The sequence below is a fragment of the Glycomyces artemisiae genome, assembly GCF_003002955.1.
GTDB classification, from domain to species: Bacteria; Actinomycetota; Actinomycetes; order Mycobacteriales; family Micromonosporaceae; genus Glycomyces; species Glycomyces artemisiae.
On the sequence record NZ_PVTJ01000008.1, the window covers coordinates 98,630 to 123,315 of the forward strand.

Here is a 24,686-nt window from a genome sequence, read left to right on the forward strand (position 1 = left end):
CCCAGATGTCCCCGAACCCCGTAAGGAGACCTCACTTGCAGCGCACCACCAGGATGCTCGGCGTCATCAACCTCCTCATGGAAGGCCAGCGCCGCGGCGAATCACGCGGCAACGACAAAGTGGACGCCGTCTTCGACAAGCTGACCGCCAAGGCCCGCAAGGACTCCGGCACCACCGACCTGGTCCTGTCCGACGAGGACGCCGCCATCATGGAGAGCCTGCGGTTCCTCCTCCACTGCTGGGCCGCCACCCCCGCCCTCTCCGGCGTCGGCTGGCGCTCCGCGAAGGACATGGTCGAGGCCCGCATCTCCAACCTGCTCACCGTCCGCCGCCTGCAAGCCCAGCACCCGCAGGTCCGCGACGAGGTCGTCGAGCGCCCCATCTTCGTCCTCGGCCTGCCCCGCACCGCCACCACGCTCACCCAGCACATCATCGCCGGGTCCGACCACGCCCGCGCCCCGTACCTGTGGGAGATGTACTACCTCGGCCTCGAACCCGACGCCGAGGAGCGCCAGCGGCGCATCCGCAAGACCCAGAAGCGCCTCGACATGACCCTCCTCATGTCCAAGACCTGGCAGCACATCCACCCCACCAACGCCGAATGGCCCGAAGAGGACTACTGGCTCAAGTTCCACGCCACGTTCCACACCACCGTCGCGCCCCTCCCCGGCTACCTCGACTGGTACCGCACCGAGTACGACCGCGACACCGACTTCCGGTTCGTGCGCGACGCCCTCCAGGTCCTCCAGGCCGGGCGCCCCCGCCAGCGCTGGGTCCTCAAGCACCCCGGGAACCTCTTCAACCTCGACTCGATCCTCCGCGTCTTCCCCGACGCCCAGATCGTCCTCACCCACCGCGACCCCAACACCGTCATGTCCTCGCTGTGCTCCATGGTGGAGAGCCTCTACAGCATCCACCTCAAGCGCGGCGCCGTCGACCCCCGGGCCATCGGCCGCCAGTGGCTCCACGAGCTCGCCTCCGGCATGGACCAGTGCCGCCGCGTGCGCGCCGAGAACGCCCGCCCCGGCCGCTTCATCGACGTCAAGTACCACCGCCTCACCGGCTCCCCCCACAGCGCCGTCCCCGACCTGTTCCGCCAGCTCGACCTCCCCTGGGGCCCCGACGACGAGGCCCGCCTCGACGAGCACCTCACCCGCACCGGCCAGGGCGGCGGCCGCGACGGCGTCCGCCGCCACGAGCACTCCCTCATGGGCTACGGCCTCGACCCCACCGAAGTCGACGACGCCTTCGGCAGCGACTACATGCGCCTCGCCGCCGGCTGACCGGTACCCTCGCGCACATGATCGGACCGCAGCAGGTGCTCGCCCTCCTCGACCGGATCGGCGGCGCCGGAGTCGACGTGTGGATCGGCGGCGGCTGGGGCGTCGACGCCCTCCTGCACGAGCAGACCCGCCCCCACCGCGACCTCGACCTCATGCACCGCGCAGAGCACGAACCCGCCCTGCTCGACCTGCTGCGCTCCCTCGGCTACGCCGAGACCCTCGACTGGCGTCCGGTCCGGTTCGTCATGACCGGACCGGACGGCATCGAGATCGACTGCCACCCGCTCCGCTTCGCCGCCGACGGCTCCGCCGTCCAGGCCGCCCCTGAACCAGCCGAGCCGTTCCGCTACCCCGCGGCATGCTTCACGACCGGCGTCATCGGCGGCACCCCCGTCCCCTGCCTTTCCGCCGAGCAGCAGGCCCACTTCCACCAGGGGTACGAGCCCGCCGAACGCGACCTCCACGACATGGCCCGCCTCCGCGACAGGTTCGGCATCGCCACGCACTTCTGACCCCTACCGACACTGCTTCACCTGAAGTCGCGGGACGGCGCCGACGGGCTGTTCAGGTCCAGCTCGACCAGCTTGTACGCCACGACCATCGGCATCGCGCTCCGGTGCGCGTCGACGGCCTTCTCGATCGTGCCCTTGATGCGCAGGGCCTTCGCCACGGTCGCGACCGACTGCCACCGCTTCCACAATCCTTGCGAGCACACCACGTTCGCGATGCCCGTCTCGTCCTCCAAGCTCAGGAACGTCACGCCCTTCGCGGTCGAGGGGCGCTGTCGGTGGGTGACGATCCCGGCGATCTCGACCCGCTTGCCGTCCTTCATGTGCGGGAGCCGCCGGGCCGGGAGCACGCCGTCGGCGTCGAGCCCCGCCCGCACCAGCTCCATCGGGTGCGTCTCCACCGACAGGCCCAGGCCCGTGTAGTCGGCGCGCGCCAGCTCGGCCGCGCTCATCCCCGGCAGCGTCGGCGGCGGCGCGGCCGGGCCCGTGCCCGGGATCGTCCCGGGCCGCTCGTCCACCGTGCCCGCCGCCCACAGGGCCTTGCGCCGGTCGGCCTCCAGGCTCCCCAGCGCCCCGGCGACCGCGAGCTTCTCCATCCGCGCCCGGTCCAGCCCCGCCCGCCGCGCCAGGTCCGCCAGCGACGCGAACGGCCCCTCCTCCCGCGCCGCCGCGATCCGCTTCCCCGCGTCGGCGCCGAGCCCCTTGACGTTGTCGAGCCCCAGCCGCAGGTCCGCGACCCCGTACAGCGGCGCCTCGCACGCCCGCTCGGCCGGGACCAGCGACGCGACCTCCTTGCTGGCGTTCACGTCCGGGGCCAGCACCTCGATCCCGTGCCGCTGCGCGTCGGCGATGAGCGACGCGGGGGAGTAGAACCCCATCGGCTGGCTCGCCAGCAGCCCCGCGTAGAACGCGGCCGGGTACCGGCACTTCAGCCACGCCGAGGCGTACACCAGGTGCGCGAACGACGCCGCGTGCGACTCGGGGAACCCGAAGTCCGCGAACGACTTCAACTGGTCGTAGATCTGATCCGCCTGCGCGCCTTCGATACCGCGTTCTCTCATCCCCGCGTACAGGCGTGCCTTCAGCTCCTCCATGCGCTCGGCGGACCGCTTCGCGCCCATGGCCCGGCGCAGCTGGTCGGCCTCCCCGCCGTTGAACCCCGCCGCCACGATCGCGATCTGCATGAGCTGCTCCTGGAACAGCGGCACCCCGTACGTCTTCGCGAGCGTCTCGTGCAGGATCTCCGGCACCTGCTCGCGCCACGGCTCGCCGTGCCGCCGCCGCAGGTACGGGTGAACCGCCCCGCCCTGGATCGGCCCCGGCCGGATGAGCGCCACCTCCGCGACGAGGTCGTTAAACACCCTGGGGCGCAAGCGGGGCAGCGTCGCCATCTGCGCCCGCGACTCCACCTGGAACACGCCCACGGTGTCGGCCCGGCACAGCATCTCGTAGACCTCGGGCTCGTCCGGCGGCAGCTTCCACAGGCGCACCTCCCGCCCGTGGAAGTCCCGCACCAGGTCGGACATGCGGTGCAGCGCCTCCAGCATCCCCAGGCCCAGCAGGTCGAACTTCACCAGGTGCGCGTCGGCGCAGTCCTCCTTGTCCCACTGGAGGACCGTGCGGTCCTTCATGCGCGCGGGCTCGACCGGCACGACCTGGCTCACCGGCTCCTCGGTGAGCACCATCCCGCCCGGGTGGATGCCCAGGTGCTGCGGCAGGTCCCGCAGCTCGCCCGCGAGCGCCTGCACGTCTTCCGGGATGCCCTCGGCCTCACCGGGATCGATCCCGCTCCACCGGTGCAGCCGCTTCGACCACGCCACCGCCTGGTCGTGCCCGTACCCCAGGGCCTTCGCCGCGTCCCGCACCGCCGACCGGGGCCGGTACGTGACCACGTTCGCCACCAGCGCCGCCCGGTCCCGCCCGTACTTCCCGTAGACGTACTGGATGACCTCCTCCCGGCGGCCCGACTCGATGTCGATGTCGATGTCCGGCGGCCCGGTGCGCTCATCGGACAGGAACCGCTCGAACAGCAGCCCGAACGCCACCGGGTCCACATTGGTGACTCCGAGGACGTAGCAGACCGCGCTGTTCGCCGCCGACCCCCTGCCCTGGCACAGGATGCCGCTCCGCTCGCAGAAATCGACGATGTCCGCGACGATGAGGAAGTAGCCGCTGAACTTCAGCCGCCGGATCACCCGCAGCTCCTTGTCGAGCTGCTCCCACTGCCGTGCCGTCGCCTCCCCGGGAGGCCCGTAGCGCTTCAGCGCGCCTTTCGCGGTGAGCGTCGCGAGATAGGAGAAGTCGTCGTGGTCCTCCGGGACCGAGAAGTGCGGCAGCTGCGGCTTCAGCAGCTCCAGGTCGAACGCGCACTCCCCGGCGATCCGCACCGACTCCTCCACGGCCGCAGGGAAGTCCGCGAACCGCAGCGCCATCTCCGGGCCCGAGCGCAGGTGCGCCCCCGCGTTCGCGGGCAGGAACGGGTCGACCTGGTCCAGGGTCGTGCGGGCCCGGATCGCCGCCAGCGCCGCCGCGGCCTTGGCCCGCGCCGGGGCCGCGTAGTGGGCGTTGTTGGTCGCCACCACCGGGACCCGGCAGCGCCGCGCCACCGCCGCGAGGGCCTCCATCCGCTCGACGTCCCCCGGCAGGTCGTGGCAGGTCAGCTCGACCGCGACGCGCTCGGCCCCGAACAGGCCGACCAGCCGCCGCAGCTCCCGCTCGGCCGCCTCGGGCCCGCCCGCGTCCAGCGCCGCGTTCAGCGGGCCCTTCCGGCAGCCGGTGAGGACCTGCCAGTGCCCGCCCGCCTCCGCCGCGAGCGCGTCGAGGTCGTAGCGGGGGCGGTCCTTCTCGCCGCCGTCGAGCTTCGCGGCCGTGATCGCCCGCGAGAGCCGCTTGTAGCCCTCGGGGTCGCGGGTGAGGACGACGAGGTGCCGCCCGACCGGGTCGGCCTGCCCGCGCCGCGCCTTCGGCATGTCGAGCCCCAGCTCGGCCCCGAAGACCGTCGGCAGACCCGACACCTTTGCGGCCGTGGCGAACTGGGACACCGCGTACAGGCCGTCGTGGTCGGTGATCGCCAGCCCCCGCAGCCCCAGCCGGTGCGCCTCCGCCGCCAGCGCCGCCGGGGCGTCGGCGCCGTCGGCGAACGAGTAGTGCGAATGGCAGTGCAGCTCCGCGTAGTCAGTCATACCAGCCCACCGCCCGCCACCGGCCGTCCTCGCGGACCAGCAGGGCCGCGCTCCCGTCGGCCAGCTCCACCTGGAGCCGCGCGTACCGGCGCGCCTCCGCGCTCCACCACCGCTCCGCCACCGGCCACGGCCCCGCCCACGCCGTGATCCGAATCCGCCTGCCCCCCAAGGACACCAGCGCCGGAGTCGCCGACAGGTCCCCGCGGGCCGCGACCGTCACCGGCGCCCCCGCCGCATCGAGGACCTCGACGTCCTCCCCGGTCCCGGTCAGCTGCGGCAGCGGGTCCGGCAGGCCGCCCGGCCACGGCCCCGACGGCGGCGCCGGGACCGGCTCGACCTCCCATGCGGCGCTGGCGTACCGCTCATCGAGGTCGCGGCCGTCGGCGGGAGCGGCGATGCGGACGGACTCGGGGCCGAGCAGGCTCTGCGCGTGCCGCAGCGCGGCTTCGGCCTTGACGGCGGCGGCGGTCTTGGCGCCCCACAGGCCCTGCCCGGCCTGGACGAGGCCGACCAGGCCGCCGGGGGCGAGTTCGAGGGAGGTGACGGCGTTCGCGGCCGCGTCGCCGCCGTGGACGAGCGGCCCGGCGGCGAGCCAGCCCTCCAGCTGCCAGCGGACGCGGCGGGAGAGGTCGGCGGCGGTGATCGCGGGGTCGACCTGCCAGGTGCGGCGCCGCTCCAGGCCGCTGCCGGTGCGGGCGGTGACGGTGACGCGGGTGCAGGTGAGGTTGCGCTCGTCGAGGACGCGCAGGAGCCGCTCGGCGAGGGGCCGGGCCGCGAAGACGGCGTGCTCCACCGTCTCGTACGGGGTCTCGGGGGTCTCGGCGACCGTGAGCTCCGGCGCGGCCGGGCGGGGCACGAGCGGGCGGGTGAAGCGCCCGGCCGCGAGCAGCTGGGCCCGCCGCACGGGCGCGCCGAACCGCTCGGCCACGGCCTGCGGCGGGAGGTCCCGGAACGTCCCGAGCGTATCGATCCCCAAGTGCCGCAGGGTCTCGCAGGTCTCGGGCTCCACCAGGCCGGTGAAGCGGAGGTCGGTGATGTCCCTCCCGGCGAGGAACGCGGCGTCGCCGCCGGGCGGCACGATCCGGCCGTCCCGGGCGGCCAGGACCGCCGCGAACAGGCCGTCGGCGACCCCGGTGAGGCAGTCCTGCCCGACCAGGCCGGCGACGGTGTCGATGAGCCGCTCGCAGAACGCCGCCTCGTTTCCGGCCCCGGCGCGCAGCGGCACGGCCGCGGAACCGATCTCCAGGACCTCGACGTACGGCGTGAGCAGGTCGAGGGCCTCCAGCACCGGCTCGAACGCGGCGGCGTCCTCGCCGTCCCAGTCGGGGAGCCGCATCACCAGGACCCGCCCCGGGGCCCGCCGGACGCGGACGGTCATCGCCGCTCACCCCGGCCCGCGCGGGCCGGGGGACCCGCCGCGCCGGGCCCGGCGGGCCGCCCGCCTTCGGAACCGGCGGTGCGGGCGTGCAGGTCCACGACCGCGGCGGCCCCGCCGCCCGGCTCGGCGGCGTGCCGCGGCTCAAGGTGCTTCTGCGGTTCCACGGCGCGGTCGCGCAGGTCGAGGACGTGCTCGGGCGGCATGCCGCCGTAGGGCCAGATCGAGGCCCGCCGCACGCCGCCGGAGCGCCAGCGGGAGGCCACGTCGAGTTCGCAGGCGTTGATGCGCCCGGAGCCCCAGCGGCGCCCGGCGTTCTCGCGCAGGCCGTTCCAGCGGGCCCGGGACACTTGCAGCCGGGTGTCGGCCCCGGCCACGGGCCGGGTCTCCCACCACACGATGGAGGTGCCGGTGCCGCGGGCGCGCGCGGTGAGGCGCCGGGCCTGCGCGGGGCTGAGGCCCTCGCTGGGCACGACGATCACGGCGACGCCCTCGGCGAGGGTCCCGGCCGCCTCGGCGACGCGCCCCGCGGGGTCGACCAGCGCGACCCGCCCGAGGTCGACCCCGGCCGCGGTCGCCGCCAGCGGGTACACCCGCGGCAGCCCGACCAGGGCGCACCAGGCTCCGGCGGCGGTGGGGCCGGCGAGGAGGCGCCAGAGGAGGGAGGTGGCGCCGCGGCGGGTGGCGGTGATTGCGGTCACGGTTGCGAGGCCGCCGTGGGGGAGGAGGGCGGAAATGTCGGGGGTGACGGGCAGGATGGTTTTCGGGGGCCCGATGGCAGGGGAGGTGCGGCTCTCGTCGTGCGCGGCGCCGTGCGGCGCCGCCAGACCCGCCCCGGCCGTGCCGGGCGTGGCCGCAGTATCGGCACCGACCCCGGTGCCGCCTGCGGCGGCGCGGCGCAGGTCCGCGCCGGTGCGCAGGCCGAGCTCAGCGGCCAGTGCGGCCGCGACTGTGGTCGCCACCAGAACCCCCGTGCTGTGTCGAACATGTGTATCAAGATCAACTTACCGAACGCGGCGGCTCGCGCAACTTAAAACGGGTGTTCGATAAATCTCGCTCGGCGGGTGTGCCCGTCGCCATGCCGCCCGGACGGGTGACAATGCGGCCGCGGCCCTCGCGCGGGCCGGATTTCTGTCGGACCCCCGGGCAAGGATCGCCGCTACGGTCCCCTGGGCGGGTGGGGGTTAGGGACGGCTGTACGGCCTGCGGCACTCAGCGCTATCAATCGAGACATGGCTATATGGGAAAGTCTGTGCTAGGGTCTGCTTACTTCTTGCAAGACCTGCAAGAAAACATCTGGGAACGGCAAGTCCAGAACAGCAGACCACGCCCCACAGGAGCCCGACATGACTCGCGGACCCCGCCGCCGTTCCCGGCTGCTCGCCGCCGTCCTCGCACTGGCCGCCGCGCTCATGGCGCTGGCGGCCGTCCCGGCCGCGACGGCCGCCACCACCGCCACCGTCTACTACCGCGCCGCCTCCGGCTGGACCGGCGCCAATATTCACTACGCCCCCGACGGCGGCGCCTGGACCGCCGTCCCCGGCGTCCCCATGACCCCCGCCTGCACCGGCTGGTACACCCGCACCGTCGACCTCGGCACCGCGACCGGCGCGCAGGTCGTCTTCAACAACGGAGCGGGCGCCTGGGACAACAACAACGGCGCGAACTACCGCATCGGCTCAGGCGACGTCACCGTCGCGGGCGGCCAGGTCGGCGCCGGGAACCCCTGCGGCGGCGACGAGGCCGTCGTCTACTACGACCTCACCTCCACGGGCTGGACCCAGGCCTACCTGCACTACGCCATCGCGGGCGTGTGGACCACCGCCCCCGGCCTCGCCATGGCCGAGCCCGCCTGCGCCGGATGGGCCCGCCTCACCGTCCCGCTCGGCTCCGCGGCCGGCCTAACCGCCGCGTTCAACAACGGCGGCGGCGTCTGGGACAACAACGGCGGCAGCGACTACGCGATCGGCGCGGGCACCACCCTCGTCTCCGATTCGGAGGTCACGGCCGACGCGGCCGACCCCTGCGAGGCAGCCGAGCCCGACACCGTCGCCCCCGCCGCGCCGACCGGCGTCACCGCCGCCGTCAACGCCACCACCGTGATCCTGTCGTGGACCGCCTCGACCGACGACGTCGGCGTCACCGGCTACCGCCTCACCCGCACCTCCGCCGACGGGACCGTCACCCGCACCACCGCGTCGACGAAGTTCACCGACGCGAACCTCGACCCGAACACCGAGTACGACTACACCGTCGCCGCCTACGACGCCGCCGGGAACCTCTCGCCCGCCAGCGGATCGGTCACCGCGACCACCGGCGACGCCCCGCCCGCCGCCGCGGGCGGCGAGATGCTCGGCGGCGACCCCCGCCAGGACCCGATCTACTTCGTCATGACCGCCCGCTTCTACGACGGCGACGAGTCGAACAACCGCGGCGGCGCCAAGCACGAGACCTCCGGGAACGCCGACTACGACGACCCGATGTTCCGCGGCGACTTCTCCGGCCTCATCGAGCGCCTCGACTACATCAAGGCCCTCGGCTTCTCCGCCGTGTGGATCACCCCGGTCGTGCTCAACCGCTCCGACTACGACTACCACGGCTACCACGGGTACGACTTCTACGAAGTGGACGCCCGCCTCGAATCCGAAGGGGCCTCCTACCAGGACCTCATCGACACCGCGCACGCCAAGGACATGAAGATCTACCAGGACGTCGTCTTCAACCACTCGTCCCGCTGGGGCGCGGTCGGCCTGGAGACGCCCACCGTCTTCGGCGTCCAGGACGACCAGTGGGGCGACTTCTACGACGACTACAACCCCGACTTCGCCTACGACGGCCTCTCGGTCGAGCCGAACTCCGGTCGCTCCTACTACAACGGCGACCTCTGGTCCACCGAGGAGCCGGCGGGCAACACCTGCCGCAACTGGGGCACCCCCACCGGCAACTACAGCTCCGAAGGCTGGACCGTCTACAACTGCCAGTGGCCCAGCCCCACCTCCGGCATGTTCTCGGCCGCGAACTACCACCAGTGCTGGATCGGGAACTGGGAGGGCGAGGACGCCCGCTCCTGCTGGATCCACGAGGACCTCGCCGACTTCAACACCGAGAACGCAGCGGTGCAGGACTACCTGATCGGCGCCTACGAGCAGTACATCGACATGGGCGTCGACGGCTTCCGCGTCGACACCGCCGTCCACATCCCGCGCGTCACCTGGAACCGCGTGTTCCTGCCCGCCCTCCAGGAGCATCTGGTCGCCAAGTACGGCGTGGAGAAGGCCCAGGACTTCTACATCTTCGGGGAGGTCGCCGCGTTCGTCCACGACCGCTGGAACCGCGGCTCGGTCAACCACTCCGCGCAGTTCTACACCTGGCAGGAGCGCCGCGAGTACTCGGCGGACGACGTCGCCGCCGCGATCGAGCAGTACGACTGGGAGAACGCCCAGGGCACCGAGAACCAGCCGACCAGCGACAACGCGTTCCTCGACGGGAACGCCTACCACGCGCCCGACTACTCGCAGTTCTCCGGCATGAACATCATCGACATGCGCATGCACATGAACTTCGGGGAGGCCTCGAACGCGTTCTTCAACGGCAAGGACTCCGACCCCTGGGTCAACGACGCCACGTTCAACGCCGTCTACGTCGACTCGCACGACTACGGCCCCAACAAGTCCAGCACCCGCTACGCCGGGGGCACCGACGCGTGGGCCGAGAACATGAACCTCATGTGGACGTTCCGCGGCATCCCGACCCTGTTCTACGGCTCCGAGATCGAGTTCCAGGCGGGCGTGCGGATCGACTGCGGGCCCACCTGCCCGCTCGCCGAGACCGGGCGCGCCTACTACGGCGACCACCTCGAAGGGACCCTCGCCGTCAGCGACTTCAGCCGGGTCGACTCGGCGACCGGCGCCGTCGCGACCACCCTCGACCAGCCGCTCGTGCAGCACCTCCAGCGCCTCAACGAGATCCGCCGGGCCGTCCCGGCGCTCTCCATGGGGCAGTACTCCACCGAGAACATCAGCGGCGGCATCGCGTTCAAGCGCCGCTACACCGACGCGGACACCGACAGCTTCGCCCTCGTCGCCATCACCTCCTCCGCGACGTTCACGAACATCCCGAACGGCACCTACACCGACGCCGTCACCGGCGACGTCAAGACGGTGACCGGCGGGACGCTGACCGCCACCGTATCCGGGCAGGGCGACATGGCCGTCTACGTGCTCGACACCGCGCTCACCGACGCGCCCGGCCAGGTCGGCGACGACGGGCCGTACCTCTCGTAGGACCTTGCCGCCCAGAAGGACCGGGCCGGCCGCGGGAGACCCCCGCGGCCGGCCCGGCCGCTCGCGCACAAACGCGTCAGAACTTCCCGAGGAGCCAGGCGACGCCGGTCGCCACGGCGGCGATCGCGATGGCGCAGTAGATGGCGAACTCCAGCCAGTCGCCGCAGGTGAAGTCGTCGAAGAAGCCGGAGAAGAACTCGCGGAGGAAGCCCTTGGGGGCCTCGGGGGGATCGGGCGGGGTGGACATGGCACCGAGGATAGGCAGGTCCGGCAAGCGGGCGCCCGCGCTCGGAACGCGGCGAGGCGGCGCCCGGTCCCCCGGACGCCGCCCCGCCGTTCAGTGCGCTAGCAGCCGATGTTGCCGAAGCGCGGGGTCGTCACGTTCACGACCGCCGGACGCGGGAGCGAGGTGCCGCCGTCGGGCCAGTTGGACAGGCGGTTGTCGTAGTCCGCGCCGTCGAGTTCGCCCGGGTGCTGGACCGCGACCAGGATGTGCTTGGCCTGGGCGACCGGGCCGCAGGTCTCGGCGCCGATCGGGACGGACAGGAACTGCTTGGTCTCGCCGCGGTGCGAGCCCTCCAGGGCCACCGCGAACAGGCCGTCGTTCGAGCCGAGCGCGTTGCCGTCGGTGGAGATCCACAGGTTCCCGTACGGGTCGAACGCCACGTTGTCGGGGCACGAGATCGGGGAGACCTGGTCCTTGGGGAACCCGCCGAAGTAGGTGTCCGCCGCGGCCGGGTCGCCGCAGACGAGCAGCAGGTTCCAGCCGAACGTCAGCGACCGCGGGTCGTCGTCGTCCTCGACGAGCTCCAGGACCTGGCCGTGCTTGTTCGAGTTGCGCGGGTTGGCCTCGTCGGCCGCGGCCTTCCCGGAGGTGCCGCGCTGGGTGTTGTTCGTCAGCGCCACGTAGACCTTGCCGGTCTTCGGGCTCGGCTCGACGTCCTCGGGGCGGTCCATCTTCGTCGCCCCGACCTGGTCGGCGGCCTGGCGGGTGAAGACGTACACCTCCTCGGCGGTGAATCCCTCCACATAGGAGGTGTCGCCGGAGGCCAGCTTGATCCACTCGCCCGAGCCGTCGAACGCGCCGTCGGCCGGGAGCGCGCCGGAGCCGTCGATCTCGGCCGCCGGGCTGTCGCCGGTGAACTTCGCGACGTACAGCGTGCCCTCGTCGAGGAGCTTGCGGTTGTGCTCGCGGGCGGAGCGGCCGGAGCCGTGCTTCATCTTGTTCTTGGAGACGAACTTGTACATGTAGTCGAAGCGCTCGTCGTCGCCCATGTAGACGACGACGTGCCCGTCGTCGGACAGGCGCGGCCCGGCGCCCTCGTGCTTGAAGCGGCCCAGCGCGGTGCGCTTGCGCGGCGTCCAGTCGGGGTCGTACGGGTCCAGCTCGACGATCCACCCGAACCGGTTGGGCTCGTTGGGCTCCTGCTCCAGGTCGAAGCGCGGGTCGTACTGCTCCCACTTGCGCGCCGACGCCCCGCCGGAGAAGCCGTAGCGGGCCAGCTTCGCCTTCTGCTCGGCGTCGGTCATCGTCGCGAAGTTCGCGAAGTACTGGTTGAAGTTCTCCTCGCCCGACAGGATCGTGCCCCACGGGGTGGTCCCGCCCGCGCAGTTGTTCAGCGTGCCCAGCGCGGTCGTGCCCTCGGGGTCGGCGGTGGTCTTCAGCAGGTCCGAGCCCGCGGCCGGGCCGGAGATCACGAACGGCGTCTCGGCGGTGATGCGGCGGTTCAGCTCGTCGCCGACGACCGGGGTCAGGGCGCCGGTGCGGCGGTCCTCCTTGACCGTGACGACCGACAGGCCGTGCGCGGCCATGCCGATGCGGATCTGGTCCTCGGTGGGGGCGGCCTCGTCGTAGCCCGGGAGCATGGAGCTCTCGGTCGTGTACTCGTGGTTGCACACGAGGACCTTCTTGCGGCGGTCGTCCGGGTGGTCGAGCAGCGCCGTGTAGTCGTTGTTGTAGCCGAACTGGCCGGCCTGCGACTCGGGCGTCTGGTGCTCGGGGTCGAACTCCGGCGCGCCCTCCAGGACCGGGTCGCCCCAGCGGATCACGATCTGCTGCTCGAAGCCCTCGGCCGTGACGACGGCGTCCTCGCGGTTGAGGGCCACCGCCTCGAAGTCGAGGCCGCGCGGGCGCGAGCCGCGCTTGCCGAGCTCGGCCGCGTCGTCGGCGTCCGCCGCGAACGCAGGGGTCGCGGCGGCGCCCGCGGCACCGGCCACGATCGTCGCCGTCACGCCGCCCTTGATGAGGCCCCGGCGCGAGACGGCCTTGGCGATCACGTCGCCCAGGTACTCGTTGTCGGAGGTGTTCGGCACCGGGTGGTTGCAGGCGTCACCGCACCGGTACAGGCAGGTCAGCTCCGAGCGCCCGCCGTGCACGGTCGGGAAGATCGTCAGGCGTCGCCGCTCCGGGTTGTGGGGTCGCATCGCTTCGCTTCTCTCCATGGCAGTCCGATGGGGAACGCGGCCGGGGGTCGTTCGCGTTCGGTTGTCTCTCGCCCCGGACGCTATGCGGAGCGGGTATGCGGTTCCACCAACGTCGCATGAACACCAGGAGAACGCCCTCGCCACGGTATAGAGGAATCGCCCGAGGCGAGGGCGAAACGGGTCAGTCCGCGGCGCCCGAGGCGGCCCGCACCGGCGCCCGCTTCAGGCCCAGCTCCTCGGTCGGGACCCGGTACGTCTCGCGCGCCGAGAACACCGCGACGGCGTTGACCAGGCACATGACCGCGGTGAACACGGCCACCCGCACCCACGCGCCCTTGTCCGCGCCCTCCAGGGCCACCGCGACCGTGGGCAGGAACCCGCTGATCGCGAACCCGATCTGCGTGCCGATCGCCATCCCCGACAGGCGCACCCGCGCGGTGAACATCTCCCCGTAGAACGACGGCCAGGTCGCGTTCGCGGCCTGGTAGACGAGGCCGAACAGCACGATGCCGAGCCCGAAGATAAGCGCCCAGTTCCCCACCGAGATCGCCCACAGGTACGGGAAGATGAGCACCCCGCACCCGAGCGACCCGAACAGGAACACCGGCTTGCGCCCGAACCGGTCCGCGGCCCCGCCCCACAGGGGGATGAGCGCCACCGCGAGGAGGTTCGCCGCGACGCCGACCCACAGCATCGGGGTCCGCTCCAGGCCCACCGTGTTCACCGCGTACGTCAACGCGTAGACGGTGAAGATCGTGGACACCGAGGCGATGAGCGCCGCGCACACCACGCGGAGCACGTCCGCCCAGTGGTCGCGCATGAGGACCGCGAACGGCAGCTTCACGGTGTTCCCGGCCGCCGCCTCGTCCTCGAAGACCGGGGTCTCCTCGATGCGGCGGCGGATGATGTAGCCGACGACGACCATGACGACGCTGGCCCAGAACGGGATCCGCCAGCCCCACGACAGCAGGTCCTCCTCGGGGAGGGCCGCCACCGGCAGGAACGCGGCGGTCGCGATGAGCTGCCCGGCCTGCGTGCCGCTCAGCGTCCAGGAGGTGAAGAACGCGCGCCGGTGCGCGGGGGCGTGCTCCAGGCTCATCGAGTTGGCGCTGGCCTGCTCGCCCGCGGCCGACAGGCCCTGGAGGAGGCGCAGGAGCACCAGGAGGACCGGCGCGGCGACGCCGATGGACTCGTAGCCGGGGAGGCACCCGACGAGGAACGTGGTGGCGCCCATGAGCAGGAGCGTGAACACCAGGACCCGCTTGCGGCCGAAGCGGTCGCCGACGTGGCCGAGGATCACCGCGCCGAGGGGGCGGGCGGCGTAGCCGACGCCGAAGGTGGCGATGGCGAGCAGGGTGCCGGTCGCGGCGTGCTCGGCGGGGAAGAAGACCTTCCCGAACACGAGGGCGGCGGCGGTGCCGTAGATGAAGAAGTCGTAGTACTCCAGGGCGGAGCCGATCCAGGCGGCGACGGCGGTGCGCCGGGGCGTGCCGCGGTGGTCGGGGCCCGGCGGGCGGGGGGCGGGGTGGACGGACACGGTGGATCTCCTTGCGCCGTTGCAGGGTCGCGGGGGGTGGTCATCGCAGACGATGAACGTACTGGATAGTTATGTACTGCTTGGTTAATACCCGATCATTCGCCAGCGCGGCGGCGCTGTCAAGAGGGCGCGGTGAACGGAAAGGCGCAGGTCGGCGGGCAGCATGCATTGCGGCCCATCGATGTTGCGGGAGTGGCTGGTGCGGTCAGCGCCTGGCGAGGTGCTCGACGACGAGGTCGCCGAGCATGGTCCGGTAGTGCTCGCGGCGGCCGGGGTCGAGCAGGTCGCGGCCGAAGATCGTGCTGAACGTGTGCCGGTTGGCGATGCGGAAGACGCAGTAGGAGCTGATGAGCATGTGGACGTCGAGGGCGTCGACGTCCTCGCGGAGCACGCCCGCGGCGCGGCCGCGTTCGAGGATGCGCCCGATGACGTCGAGGACCGGCGCGGACAGGCCGGGGAGCATCTCGGACTGGGCGAGGTGCTTGGCGCCGTGGATGTTCTCGATGGAGACCAGGCGGATGAAGTCGGGGTGCGACTCGTGGTGGTCGAAGGTGAGCTCGGCGAGCTCGCGCAGCGCCGCGAGCGGGTCGAGGTGCTCGACGTCGAGGCCGCTCTCCAGGGACCTGATGACCGAGTAGGCCTGTTCGAGGACGGCGAGGTACAGGCCCTGCTTGGACTCGAAGTAGTAGTAGATCATCCGCTTGGTGGTGCGGGTCTTCGCGGCGATCTCGTCGACGCGCGCGCCCGCGTAGCCGTTGGCGGCGAATTCGCTCGTCGCGACGTCGAGGATCTCGGCCCGGGTGCGCTGGGGGTCGCGGACGCGGTCGGCGGCCGGGGCGGTCTCTCGGGTGCTCAAGCGGGACCTCGTGTCGGGGGAGTGGCGGAACCGCAACTGTAACGCGCGGGGCCGCGGGCCGGCTGGACGGGCGGGGCCGCGGGCGCCCGCGGCGGGGCCTTTGCAAACGCGCGCAAGGTTGCTAAGTTGAAGTAACTAGTTCGTACAAAGCTGCCGAACGGCGAGGAGACCCCGTGCCCACAGACTTCGGCGCTCCCGGCGCGCACCTCATCGGCCTCGTCGGCGCCGGGATCGGGCCCTCCCTCAGCCCCGCGCTCCACGAGCGCGAGGCCCACGAGCTGGGCCTGCGCTACCAGTACCGGCGCCTCGACCTCCTCGACCTCGGCATCGGGCCCGACCGGGTCGGCGACCTCCTCGCGGCCGCGCGCCTCACCGGCTACACCGGGCTGAACGTCACCCATCCCGTCAAGCAGGCCGTCATCGCCCACCTCGACTCGCTGTCGGAGGAGGCCGCCGTCCTCGGCGCGGTCAACACCATCCTGTTCAAGGGCGGCAAGGCGGTCGGCTACAACACCGACGCCTCCGGGTTCGCCCGCAGCGCCATGGGCGGCCTCGCCGGGGCCCGCCTCGACCGCGTGGTGCTCCTCGGCGCGGGCGGCGCCGGGGCCGCCGTCGCCCACGCGCTCCTGGGCATCGGCGCCGGGCACGTGCAGGTGCTCGACCTCGACGCGGACCGCAGCGCCCGCCTCGCCGACGCACTCGGCGCCCACTTCGGACGCGACCGCATCACCGCCGGGCCCGCGGGCGACCTCGCCAGTGCGCTCGACGGCGCCGACGGCCTCGTCCACGCCACCCCGACCGGCATGGCCGCCCACCCCGGCACCGCCGTCCCGACCGCGCTCCTGCACCCGGGCCTGTGGGTCGCCGAAGTCGTCTACTTCCCGCTCGAAACCCCGCTGCTCACCGCGGCCCGCGCCGCGGGATGCCGCGTCCTCGACGGCGGCCGCATGGCCGTCTACCAGGCCGTGGACTCGTTCCGGCTGTTCACCGGGACCGAACCCGACGCGGACCGGATGCTCCGCCACTTCGACGCGCTCGCCGCCGCCCGCTGAGGAGGAACCCGTGCACCCCATGGGCATCGCCACCGTCTGCCTCTCGGGCACCCTGGACGACAAGCTCACTGCTGCCGCCGCCGCGGGCTTCGACGGGGTCGAGGTCTTCGAGCCCGACCTCGTCGCCGCGGCCGACACCCCCGAAGCGGTGCGCGCCCGCTGCGCCGACCTGGGCCTGACCATCGACCTGTACCAGCCGTTCCGCGACTTCGAGGCCGTGCCGCCGCCGCTGCTGGCCGCGAACCTGCGCCGCGCCGAGCTCAAGTTCCGGGTCATGGAGCGCCTCGGCGCCGACCTGCTGCTCGTGTGCTCCAGCGTGCATCCGGACTCAGTGGACGACGACGACCTGGCCGCGGAGCACCTGCACCTCCTCTCCGAACGCGCCGCCGACCACGGCGTGCGCATCGCCTACGAGGCCCTCGCCTGGGGCCGCCACGTCTCGACGTTCGACCGGGCCTGGCGGATCGTGCGCCGCGCCGGCCACCCGAACCTCGGCCTGTGCCTCGACACCTTCCACATCCTCTCCCGCGGGTCCGACATGTCGGCGATCCGCGTGATCCCGCCCGAGAAGCTGTTCTTCCTCCAGCTCGCCGACGCCCCGCGCCTGGACATGGACGTGCTCCAGTGGAGCCGCCACCACCGGCTGTTCCCCGGCCAGGGCGCGTTCGACCTCGCCGGGTTCCTGCGCACCGTCCTGGAGACCGGCTACACGGGGCCGCTGTCGCTCGAAGTGTTCAACGACGTGTTCCGCCAAGCGGATCCGCGCGTGGCGGCCGTCGACGCGCTGCGCTCGCTGCTCGGCCTCCAGGAGGCCGCGGGCGTGGACACCGCCCTGCCCGCGCCGCCGCGCCTCGACGGCGTCGCGTTCGTGGAGATCGGCGCGGGGGCCGGCGCCGACGCCGAGGTCGCCGGTGCGCTGGAGGCACTCGGGTTCGCGCGCAGCGGCGCCCACCGGTCGAAGCCGGTGGCATTGTGGGAGCAGGGGAGCGCCCGCATCCTGGTGAACCGGGCCGCCGCGGCCGAGGGCGCGACCGCGGTCGCCGCCATCGCCGTCGAGAGCACCGACCCGCCCGCCTCGGCCCGCCGGGCCGAGCGGCTCCTGGCCCCGATCCTGCCGCGGGAGCACCGCGCCGGGGAGGCCGACCTCGCCGCGGTCGCCGCCCCCGGCGGCACCTCGGTGTTCTTCTGCCGCAGCGACGTCGAGGAGGGCTGGCGGGCCGACTTCGCGCCGACCGGCGACCCGGCCGCGTCCGACTCGGTCCTCCACGGCGTGGACCACGTGGCCCTGACGCAGCAGACCGACGACTTCGACGGCGCGGCCCTGTTCTACCGCACCGTCTTCGGCCTCGACCCCGAGACGCCCGCCGAGGTCGCGGCCCCCTTCGGGCTCATGCGGAGCCTGTCGATGGCCGACGCCGCGCACCGCGTGCGGATCGCCCTGAGCGTGGCCGCGGTGCGCCGGGGCGGCTGGGCCCCCGCCGTCCCGCACCCGCAGCACGTCGCCTTCGCGACCGGCGACATCGCCGCGGCCGCAAGGCGACTGCGGGACGCGGGGCTGCTCCTGGAGATCCCCGCCAACTACTACGAGGACCTCGACGCGCGTCTCGCCCCGCCGCCCGGGCGCCTGGAACTGCTGCGCGCCAACGCCCTCCTGTACGACCGCGACGGGGACGGCGAGTTCCTGCACTGCTACACGCCCGTGCTCGGCTCCCGCGTCTTCTTCGAGGTCGTGCAGCGCCTCGGCGGCCACACCGGCTACGGCGCCCCGAACGCACCCGTGCGCATGGCCGCCCACCGCCGCGACCGCCTGCGCCGCAGAGCATAAGGGCCCGGGCCGATGGCCCGGGCCCTTCACCGTCCTATTCGATCTTCTCGAACCAGAACTCGTGCTTCAGGAACGACGTGTCGTACTCGTGCCCCGGATAGGGCGGGATGAGCTGCGACGCCTGGAACAGCCGCCAGCCGTCCTGCAGCGCCTCCACGCCGGAGTCGTACGGCGGCAGGTCGCTGTCGCCGGTGGTGGGGTCGGTCTTGCCGGTGCCGTCGTAGAACGACCAGGCGAGCACGTCGGAGTCGAGACCGGAGGTGTTCAAGTAGAGCACCATGACTTGCTGCTTCATGCGGCCCTCCCGGGGCGGTTGGCGACGCGGGTCGCCCACAGGTCGATGTCGAAGGAGGCGTTGCCGGTCATGGCCCGCCACAGCTTGATGCGGTTGTAGATCTCCAGGCGCCCGGTGGCGTGCTCGCACCACGGGAAGAACCGCGACAGCTCCTCGCTCACGCGCGGGTCGTCCAGGTCCGAGGTGTCCCACAGGCGCACCTGCGGCACCGTCGGGTTGAACCGGATCTTGTACATGTAGCGGCGCCTGTCGGAGTCGTTGCGGCGCCCGCCGTGCCAGATCCCGTGGTGGAGCAGCACGACCGTGCCGGCCGGGCAGGTGAGCCGCGTCTGGCCGCGCAGGTTCTGGTAGCGGCCGGTGTCGGACTCGTTGGTGCGGCGCAGGTGCGAGCCGGGCACGGACAGGGTCCCGCCCATGGTGCCGGTGACCTCGTGCGGGTAGTACATGAGCTGGACGTCGAAGGCGTCCGGGCGGGTGTCGATGATCGCGTCGCCGTGGAGCGCCTGGGCCGCGCCCTCGTGCGGCTCGCGCACGTGGAGGGCCTGGTGGTCCACGAGCGGGTCGGGGCCGACGAGGCTGCGCAGCGCCCCGGCGACCGCGGGCACGGCCAGCAGGCGCCGCGCGAACGAGCCCTCCTCGTACACCTTCGCGACCGGCTCGCCGTGGTAGATCACCGGAATGCCGGCGTCGAACACGTCGATCGCCTCTTTGTTGAGCTCGTCGGGGACGACGGCGTCCATGCGGTGGTAGCCGTTCGCGACGAAGCGAGCGACCTCGACCGAGGACAGCAGATGGTCAGTGGTTGCCATGCACCTAACGTAGGGGCTAATCTCGGCCCTGTCGTTGGCCGTAATCACCGACTGGTGGTCGATTCTCCCCATGCAGCACGTGCGCCTCCACCTCGACTCCCCGCCCGACGCCGTTCACGCCGGGATCGGCCTCCACGGCCAGGGCATCGACGAGGAGCGCTTCCGCCTGCCCGACCTGTGGCAGCTCCACCTCTACGACTACGACGCCGAACTCACGGTGGGCGGCACCCGCCACGCGATCCGGCCCGGCCGCATCAGCCTCATCCCGCCCGACACCGAGGCCCGCTTCCGCTACCGGGGCCCCTCCGAGCACTTCTACGTCCACTTCAGACTCACCGGTTCCGGTGCGGCCCACGAGGTCCCCGTCATGCGCGACGCCGGGCCCGCCCGCGCCCCCGTCGCCGAGGCCCTCCGGCGCGCCGTCGCCGCCCAGCCCCAGGCCCCCTCCCGCGCCGCCGCCGAGGTCTGGACCGTCCTGTGGCGCCTCACCGAGATTCCCTCCGAGCCCGCCGGGCACCCCGCCGTCGCCGCCGCCCTCGCCCACATCGAGGCGAACCTCCCGCGGCCCCTCACCGTCCCCGGCATCGCCGCCGCGGTCGGCCTGTCCCACAACCACCTCACGCGCCTGTTCGGCGCCGCCACCGGCACTACCGTCGTCGCCCACATCAGGCGCCGCCGCCTCGAACGCGCCCGCCACCTGCTCACCGAGTCGACCCTGTCGATCGCGGCCGTCGCCGCCGCCGTCGGCGTGCCCGACCTCCAGGCGTTCAACAAGGCCTGCCGCCGCGAACTCGGCGCCTCCCCGCGCGCGATCCGCGCCGCCGGACCCCCCAGAGACCGCCCCCAAGCGGGGTTACCGGCCGGTTCACGACCTGGTATGTTCACGAACGTAACTCACGTCACGTTCGGAGGTGCCCGTGGCCGCCATACCGCGCCTGCCCGAGGGATTCGTCTGGGGAACCGCCACCTCGGCGTTCCAGATCGAAGGAGCCGTGAACGAGGACGGGCGCGGCACGTCCGTCTGGGACGCCTTCACCGCCGAACCCGGCAAGATCCGCGACGGCCACACCGCCGACACCGCCTGCGACCACTACCACCGCTACGACGAGGACGTCGCCCTCCTCCAGCGCCTCGGCGCCGACGCCTACCGCTTCTCCATCGCCTGGCCCCGCATCCAGCCCGACGGTACCGGCCCCGCGAACGAACCCGGCCTCGCCTTCTACGACCGCCTCGTCGACGCCCTCCTCGCCGCCGGCGTCACCCCCATGCCCACCCTCTTCCACTGGGACCTCCCGCAGGCCCTCGAAGACCGCGGCGGCTGGCTCGACCGCGACACCGCCCACCGCTTCGCCGCCTACGCCGCCGCCGTCGCCGACCGCCTCGGCGACCGCGTGCGCCACTGGATCACCCTCAACGAGCCCTTCGAGCACATGGCCCTCGGCTACGCGCTCGGCCAGCACGCCCCCGGCCACACCTACCTCCTCGACGCCCTCCCCGCCGCCCACCACCAGCTCCTCGGCCACGGCCTCGCCACCGCCGCCCTCCGCGCCGCCGGAGCCCCCCACGTCATGCTCACCAACTCCTACACCCCCGCGATCCCCTACAGCGGCAGCGCCGCCGACACCGAGGCCGCCCGCGCCTACGACACCCTCCACCGCCGCCTCTTCACCGACCCCGTCCTCCGCGGCGCCTACCCCGACCTCGACGGCTTCGGCCTTGCCGGACCCCTCCCGTTCGTCAAGGACGGCGACCTCGACGCGATCAACGCCCCCCTCGACGGCCTCGGCGTCAACTACTACAACCCCACCCGCGTCACCGCCCCCGAACCCGGCACCACCCCGCTCCCCTTCGAACTCGCCGAGTTCGCGCACGTCAACACCACCGACTTCGGCTGGCCCGTCATCCCCTCCGGCCTCACCCAGACCCTCCTGGAGCTCACCGCCGACTACGGCGACGCCCTCCCGCCCCTGTGGGTCACCGAGAACGGCTGCTCCTACGACGTCGCCCCCGACGCCGACGGCCGCATCCGCGACCAGGCCCGCATCGACTACCTCGAAGCGCACGTCAAAGCCGTCGCCGCCGCCGTCGACCAGGGCGCCGACGTGCGCGGCTACCTCGTGTGGAGCCTCCTCGACAACTTCGAGTGGGCCGAGGGCTACCACCAGCGCTTCGGCCTCGTCCACGTCGACTTCGACACCCTGGAGCGCACCCCCAAGGACTCCTTCGACCGCTACGCGGCCCTCATCGCCGAGCAGCGGCGATGACCACCGCCCCGCCCGCCCCCGACTCAGCCCCCGACGCCGCCGCGACGATTCCCGCTTCCGACGCCGCGCTGGCCGAACCCGTCCGCAACGTCGGCCGCGTCTGGATCGGCGGCATCACCACCGCCATGCTCGGCCTGTACATGGCGTTCTTCACCCCGATCCAGGTCCTCCTGCCCCTCCAGCTCGAAGCGATCGACGAGGACGGGAAGGTCGCCGCCTTCGGGCTCGTCACCGGCGTCGGCGCGCTCGTCGCGGTCGTCGCCAACCCCCTCGCCGGGGCCCTCTCGGACCGCACCACCGGCCGCTTCGGCCGCCGCCACCCCTGGACCCTCGGCGGCGTCGCCGCCGGCGCCCTCGCCTTGTGCCTCTTGGGGTTCCAGACCACCGTCCTCGGCGTCCTCCTCTGCTGGTGCCTCGCCCAAGCGGCCCTGAACGCCGGATACGCCAGCCTCAACGCCGGCATCCCCGACCACGTGCCGGTGCGCCAGCGGGCCGTCGTCTCCGGCTGGATCGGGTTCCCCCAGGCCCTCGGCCTCGTCGTCGGCGCCGTCATCGTCACCATGTTCGTCACCGACCTCTCGGCGGGCTACATCGTCATCGGCCTCGCCGCCGCCGCGATGGCCCTCCCGTTCATCCTCACCACGCCCGACCCGCCCCTGCCGCGCCGCGCCCGCCCCCCGTTCTCGTGGCGGGCCGTCCTCGACACGTTCTGGGTCTCCCCGAAGGCCCACCCCGACTTCGCGTGGGCCTGGTTCACGCGATTCCTCGTCATGCTCGGCAACGCCACCGGCACCCTCTACCTGCTGTACTTCCTCGACGACGCGGTCGGCTACCCCGACCCCGAGCAGGGCGTGCTCATCCTGACGCTCCTGTACACCGGCGGCGTCATCGCCACCGCCGTCGCCGGGGGCGTCGTCTCCGACCGGATCGGGCGCCGCAAGGCCCTCGTCACCGCGTCCTCAGTGGTCATCACGATCGCCGCGCTCATCCTCGTCTTCTGGCACACCTGGCCCGCCGCCATCGCCGCCGCCGCGATCATGGGCGCCGGGTTCGGCGTCTACCTCTCGGTCGACCAGGCCCTCATCACGCAGGTCCTGCCCGCCGCCACCGACCGCGCCAAGGACCTCGGCATCATCAACATCGCCTCCACCGTCCCGCAGGTCCTCGGCCCGGCCCTCGCCGCCCCGATCATCGCCGGGTTCGGCGGCTACGCCGGGCTCTACGCCGTCGCCGCGGGCGTCACGCTCCTCGGCGGCATCCTGGTATGGCCCATCAAGTCCGTGCCTTAACCCGTGTTCGCCGCGACCGTGCGGTACTGCGAGGGCGCGATCCCGTACTCCTTCGCGAACGCCTGCCGCAGCGCCTCCGCCGACGCGAACCCGCAGCGCGCCGCGATCCGCGCCACCGGCAGGTCCGTCGTGGACAAGAGCTGCGCCGCCGACGTGACGCGGGCCTTCCTGACGTACCTCCCCGGCGTCTGCCGCAGGTGGGCGCGGAACAGCCGCGTCAGGTGCCGCGGGCTCACCCGCGCGAGCCGCGCCAGCGCCTCGGTCGACAGGTCGCCGTCGAGCGCGGCGGCCACGTGGTCGGCGACCTTGCGGACCACGTCGTGGTCGGCGGGCGGCGCGGCGGTGAACACGCTCATCTGCGCCTGGTTCCCGGGCCGGTGCAGGTAGGTGACCATCGCGCGCGAGACCCACCGGGCCATGTCGGACCCGAAGTCCGCCTCGATGAACGACAAAGCGAGGTCGAGCGCGCTGGTGACCCCGGCGGCGGTGTACACGTTCCCGTCCTGCACCCAGATCGGGCGCGGGTCCACTTCGACCTGCGGGTACCTGGCGGCGAGCTCGTCGGCGAAGCGCCAGTGCGTGGTCGCCCTCCTCCCGTCGAGGAGCCCGGCGGCGGCGAGGACGCTCGCGCCGGTGCACAAGGACGCGACGCGCTCGCTCTCGCGGGCGAGGCGGCGCACGTGCCCGGTGAGCCGCTCGTCTGCCGCCGCGCCGCCGTGGCCGAGCCCGCCGGAGACGACGAGGGTCCCGATCGGCCCGCGGACGCGTTCGAGCACCGCCTGCGCGTTGAGGACGAGCCCGCTGGAGCAGGTGACGGGCGCGCCGCCGGGGGTGGCGAGCACGAGGTCGTACCGGCAGGCGGGGTCGATGTGCCTGACGGCGTCGAGTGTGGTGGTGACGCAGGCGATGTCGAGGAGTTCGGCGTCGTCGTAGCCGACGACGACCACGCGGTGCGGGTCCATGCCTTCACTGTAAGCGCAGGCGGGCGGTGTCCGGAAGACGAGGATCCCAAGATTTCGGACCTCGGTGCATCCCGAGCTTGACCGTCTCGCGCGGGAGGCGGATCGTTGGGGGCGTCAGATACCCCCTCCAGGTATGCAAGGAGCTTCCGATGTCGACCGCCACCCCTGAGCTCACCGGGAACCGCCTCCTGCGGTTCTGGCCCGCCGCCGCGGGCACCGCCTTCGGCGCGCTCGTCGCCTACGACCTCGCCGTGGGCGCCGACCTCGCGCCGGTCCTCACCGCCTCCGGCCTCGTCTACCTCGGCGCGGCCGCGCTCCGGCGCCCGCGCGCCGCCTGGCCCGTGTTCTGGCTGACCTTCGTGGTCATCGGCGCCGCCGGGTTCACGCCGTGGGAGGACGCCGACACCTGGGTCCTGCTCGGCGTCGCCGCCGCCTTCGCGGTGTACGGCCTGGTCCGCGGGGTGACCCGCCCGTTCGAGGAGTTCCCGCTCCAGTCCCTCGCGATGGTCGTATTCGGCGGGGCCGCCGTGGCGGTCCTCGTCATCGGCGGCGACGTCGCCGCGTACATCGTGGCCGCGGGACTGCTGGGCCACGCCGCGTGGGACGTCTGGCACCGGCACAACGGCCGCGTCGTGGTCCGCTCGATGACCGAGTTCTGCATGTTCCTCGACACGATCGCCGCGGTGGCGATGATCGTGGTGACCGTGAACGGGTGAACGCGTAGGAAACCGTTGACAAATG

General features: G+C 72.7%; 18 protein-coding genes and 1 pseudogene. 9 read left to right on the forward strand and 10 right to left on the reverse strand.

Going from position 1 to position 24,686, the window contains the following annotated elements:
• Positions 1–35: 35 nt before the first annotated feature.
• Together B0I28_RS19760 and B0I28_RS19765 are read left to right on the forward strand one after the other, a co-directional pair.
• Complete coding sequence (locus tag B0I28_RS19760; protein ID WP_181245869.1) at positions 36–1,283, forward strand: sulfotransferase family protein; 1,248 nt, start codon at positions 36–38, stop codon at positions 1,281–1,283.
• A gap of 17 nt (positions 1,284–1,300) precedes the next feature.
• Complete coding sequence (locus B0I28_RS19765) at positions 1,301–1,795, forward strand: nucleotidyltransferase domain-containing protein (RefSeq protein ID WP_106365575.1); 495 nt, start codon at positions 1,301–1,303, stop codon at positions 1,793–1,795.
• A 17-nt stretch (positions 1,796–1,812) separates the two neighbouring features.
• Here the strand turns inward: B0I28_RS19765 and B0I28_RS19770 are convergent, their stop codons facing one another.
• From B0I28_RS19770 to B0I28_RS19780, 3 genes are read right to left on the reverse strand one after another with little or no spacing between them, the layout of a single operon-like run.
• The gene (locus B0I28_RS19770) at positions 1,813–4,974 is read right to left on the reverse strand and encodes an error-prone DNA polymerase (RefSeq protein ID WP_106365576.1); all 3,162 of its coding nucleotides are present in this window, start codon (positions 4,972–4,974) and stop codon (positions 1,813–1,815) included.
• Entirely contained in the window at positions 4,967–6,352 is a 1,386-nt protein-coding gene (locus B0I28_RS19775) for a DNA polymerase Y family protein (protein ID WP_106365577.1), read from the reverse strand. The genes B0I28_RS19770 and B0I28_RS19775 overlap by 8 nt, the downstream gene beginning before the upstream one ends.
• Complete coding sequence (locus B0I28_RS19780) at positions 6,349–7,311, reverse strand: hypothetical protein (RefSeq protein ID WP_106365578.1); 963 nt, start codon at positions 7,309–7,311, stop codon at positions 6,349–6,351. Before B0I28_RS19780 ends, B0I28_RS19775 begins: the two co-directional genes overlap by 4 nt.
• A 384-nt stretch (positions 7,312–7,695) precedes the next feature.
• Between B0I28_RS19780 and B0I28_RS19785 the strand changes: the two genes are divergently transcribed.
• Positions 7,696–10,632: a carbohydrate binding domain-containing protein gene (locus tag B0I28_RS19785; protein ID WP_106365579.1), complete on the forward strand. Its 2,937-nt coding sequence runs from the start codon at positions 7,696–7,698 to the stop codon at positions 10,630–10,632.
• A 76-nt stretch (positions 10,633–10,708) separates the two neighbouring features.
• On the opposite strand, the gene B0I28_RS27360 is transcribed toward B0I28_RS19785, so the two are convergent.
• The 4 genes from B0I28_RS27360 to B0I28_RS19800 form a co-directional block, all read right to left on the reverse strand.
• The gene (locus B0I28_RS27360) at positions 10,709–10,879 is read right to left on the reverse strand and encodes a hypothetical protein (RefSeq protein WP_181245870.1); all 171 of its coding nucleotides are present in this window, start codon (positions 10,877–10,879) and stop codon (positions 10,709–10,711) included.
• Between the two features lie 98 nt (positions 10,880–10,977).
• A complete protein-coding gene (locus B0I28_RS19790; RefSeq protein ID WP_106365580.1) occupies positions 10,978–13,056 on the reverse strand; it encodes a PhoX family protein in 2,079 nt (692 codons plus the stop codon).
• A 181-nt stretch (positions 13,057–13,237) separates the two neighbouring features.
• Positions 13,238–14,593, reverse strand: coding sequence for an MFS transporter (locus B0I28_RS19795; protein WP_106365581.1), 1,356 nt, complete (start codon positions 14,591–14,593; stop codon positions 13,238–13,240).
• Between the two features lie 205 nt (positions 14,594–14,798).
• Positions 14,799–15,449 (reverse strand): TetR/AcrR family transcriptional regulator, encoded by a 651-nt coding sequence (locus tag B0I28_RS19800; protein WP_106365582.1) that lies wholly within the window; start codon positions 15,447–15,449, stop codon positions 14,799–14,801.
• 173 nt (positions 15,450–15,622) lie between these two features.
• Here B0I28_RS19800 and B0I28_RS19805 point away from each other — a divergent pair, with 173 nt between their 5' ends.
• The gene (locus B0I28_RS19805; RefSeq protein ID WP_106365583.1) at positions 15,623–16,501 is read left to right on the forward strand and encodes a shikimate dehydrogenase; all 879 of its coding nucleotides are present in this window, start codon (positions 15,623–15,625) and stop codon (positions 16,499–16,501) included.
• Positions 16,502–16,520: 19 nt separating this feature from the next.
• Positions 16,521–18,326, forward strand: coding sequence for a sugar phosphate isomerase/epimerase and 4-hydroxyphenylpyruvate domain-containing protein (locus B0I28_RS19810; protein ID WP_106365584.1), 1,806 nt, complete (start codon positions 16,521–16,523; stop codon positions 18,324–18,326).
• Positions 18,327–18,360: 34 nt separating this feature from the next.
• Here the strand turns inward: B0I28_RS19810 and B0I28_RS19815 are convergent, their stop codons facing one another.
• On the reverse strand, positions 18,361–18,621 hold the full coding sequence (locus tag B0I28_RS19815; RefSeq protein WP_106365585.1) for a hypothetical protein: 261 nt from the start codon (positions 18,619–18,621) through the stop codon (positions 18,361–18,363).
• Positions 18,618–19,430, reverse strand: coding sequence for a phytanoyl-CoA dioxygenase family protein (locus B0I28_RS19820; protein ID WP_181245871.1), 813 nt, complete (start codon positions 19,428–19,430; stop codon positions 18,618–18,620). Before B0I28_RS19820 ends, B0I28_RS19815 begins: the two co-directional genes overlap by 4 nt.
• Positions 19,431–19,797: 367 nt before the next feature.
• On the opposite strand from B0I28_RS19820, the pseudogene B0I28_RS28640 reads away from it, so the two are divergent.
• The 3 genes and pseudogenes from B0I28_RS28640 to B0I28_RS19835 all read left to right on the forward strand — a co-directional run.
• Positions 19,798–20,190, forward strand: a pseudogene (locus B0I28_RS28640) (helix-turn-helix domain-containing protein); the annotation flags it as partial.
• A 157-nt stretch (positions 20,191–20,347) separates the two neighbouring features.
• Positions 20,348–21,694 (forward strand): GH1 family beta-glucosidase, encoded by a 1,347-nt coding sequence (locus tag B0I28_RS19830; RefSeq protein ID WP_106365586.1) that lies wholly within the window; start codon positions 20,348–20,350, stop codon positions 21,692–21,694.
• Positions 21,691–22,983, forward strand: a complete 1,293-nt coding sequence (locus B0I28_RS19835) for an MFS transporter (protein ID WP_106365769.1) — start codon at positions 21,691–21,693, stop codon at positions 22,981–22,983. Before B0I28_RS19830 ends, B0I28_RS19835 begins: the two co-directional genes overlap by 4 nt.
• On the opposite strand, the gene B0I28_RS19840 is transcribed toward B0I28_RS19835, so the two are convergent.
• Complete coding sequence (locus B0I28_RS19840; RefSeq protein WP_106365587.1) at positions 22,980–23,945, reverse strand: GlxA family transcriptional regulator; 966 nt, start codon at positions 23,943–23,945, stop codon at positions 22,980–22,982. The two genes, B0I28_RS19835 and B0I28_RS19840, sit on opposite strands and share 4 nt — an antisense overlap.
• Positions 23,946–24,094: 149 nt before the next feature.
• On the opposite strand from B0I28_RS19840, the gene B0I28_RS19845 reads away from it, so the two are divergent.
• Positions 24,095–24,661 carry a hypothetical protein gene (locus B0I28_RS19845; protein WP_106365588.1) on the forward strand — a complete coding sequence of 189 codons (567 nt, stop codon included), beginning with the start codon at positions 24,095–24,097 and terminating at the stop codon, positions 24,659–24,661.
• Positions 24,662–24,686 lie beyond the last annotated feature (25 nt).

What these genes read in the sequence shown, in the direction of transcription:
- B0I28_RS19765 (WP_106365575.1), top strand. Translation starts at nt 1,301, where the DNA reads ATGATCGGACCGCAGCAGGTGCTCGCCCTCCTCGACCGGATCGGCGGC.
- B0I28_RS19770 (WP_106365576.1), bottom strand. Translation starts at nt 4,974, where the DNA reads ATGACTGACTACGCGGAGCTGCACTGCCATTCGCACTACTCGTTCGCC.
- B0I28_RS19775 (WP_106365577.1), bottom strand. Translation starts at nt 6,352, where the DNA reads ATGACCGTCCGCGTCCGGCGGGCCCCGGGGCGGGTCCTGGTGATGCGG.
- B0I28_RS19785 (WP_106365579.1), top strand. Translation starts at nt 7,696, where the DNA reads ATGACTCGCGGACCCCGCCGCCGTTCCCGGCTGCTCGCCGCCGTCCTC.
- B0I28_RS27360 (WP_181245870.1), bottom strand. Translation starts at nt 10,879, where the DNA reads ATGTCCACCCCGCCCGATCCCCCCGAGGCCCCCAAGGGCTTCCTCCGC.
- B0I28_RS19790 (WP_106365580.1), bottom strand. Translation starts at nt 13,056, where the DNA reads ATGCGACCCCACAACCCGGAGCGGCGACGCCTGACGATCTTCCCGACC.
- B0I28_RS19810 (WP_106365584.1), top strand. Translation starts at nt 16,521, where the DNA reads ATGGGCATCGCCACCGTCTGCCTCTCGGGCACCCTGGACGACAAGCTC.
- B0I28_RS19815 (WP_106365585.1), bottom strand. Translation starts at nt 18,621, where the DNA reads ATGAAGCAGCAAGTCATGGTGCTCTACTTGAACACCTCCGGTCTCGAC.
- B0I28_RS19820 (WP_181245871.1), bottom strand. Translation starts at nt 19,430, where the DNA reads ATGGCAACCACTGACCATCTGCTGTCCTCGGTCGAGGTCGCTCGCTTC.
- B0I28_RS19835 (WP_106365769.1), top strand. Translation starts at nt 21,691, where the DNA reads ATGACCACCGCCCCGCCCGCCCCCGACTCAGCCCCCGACGCCGCCGCG.
- B0I28_RS19840 (WP_106365587.1), bottom strand. Translation starts at nt 23,945, where the DNA reads ATGGACCCGCACCGCGTGGTCGTCGTCGGCTACGACGACGCCGAACTC.
- B0I28_RS19845 (WP_106365588.1), top strand. Translation starts at nt 24,095, where the DNA reads ATGTCGACCGCCACCCCTGAGCTCACCGGGAACCGCCTCCTGCGGTTC.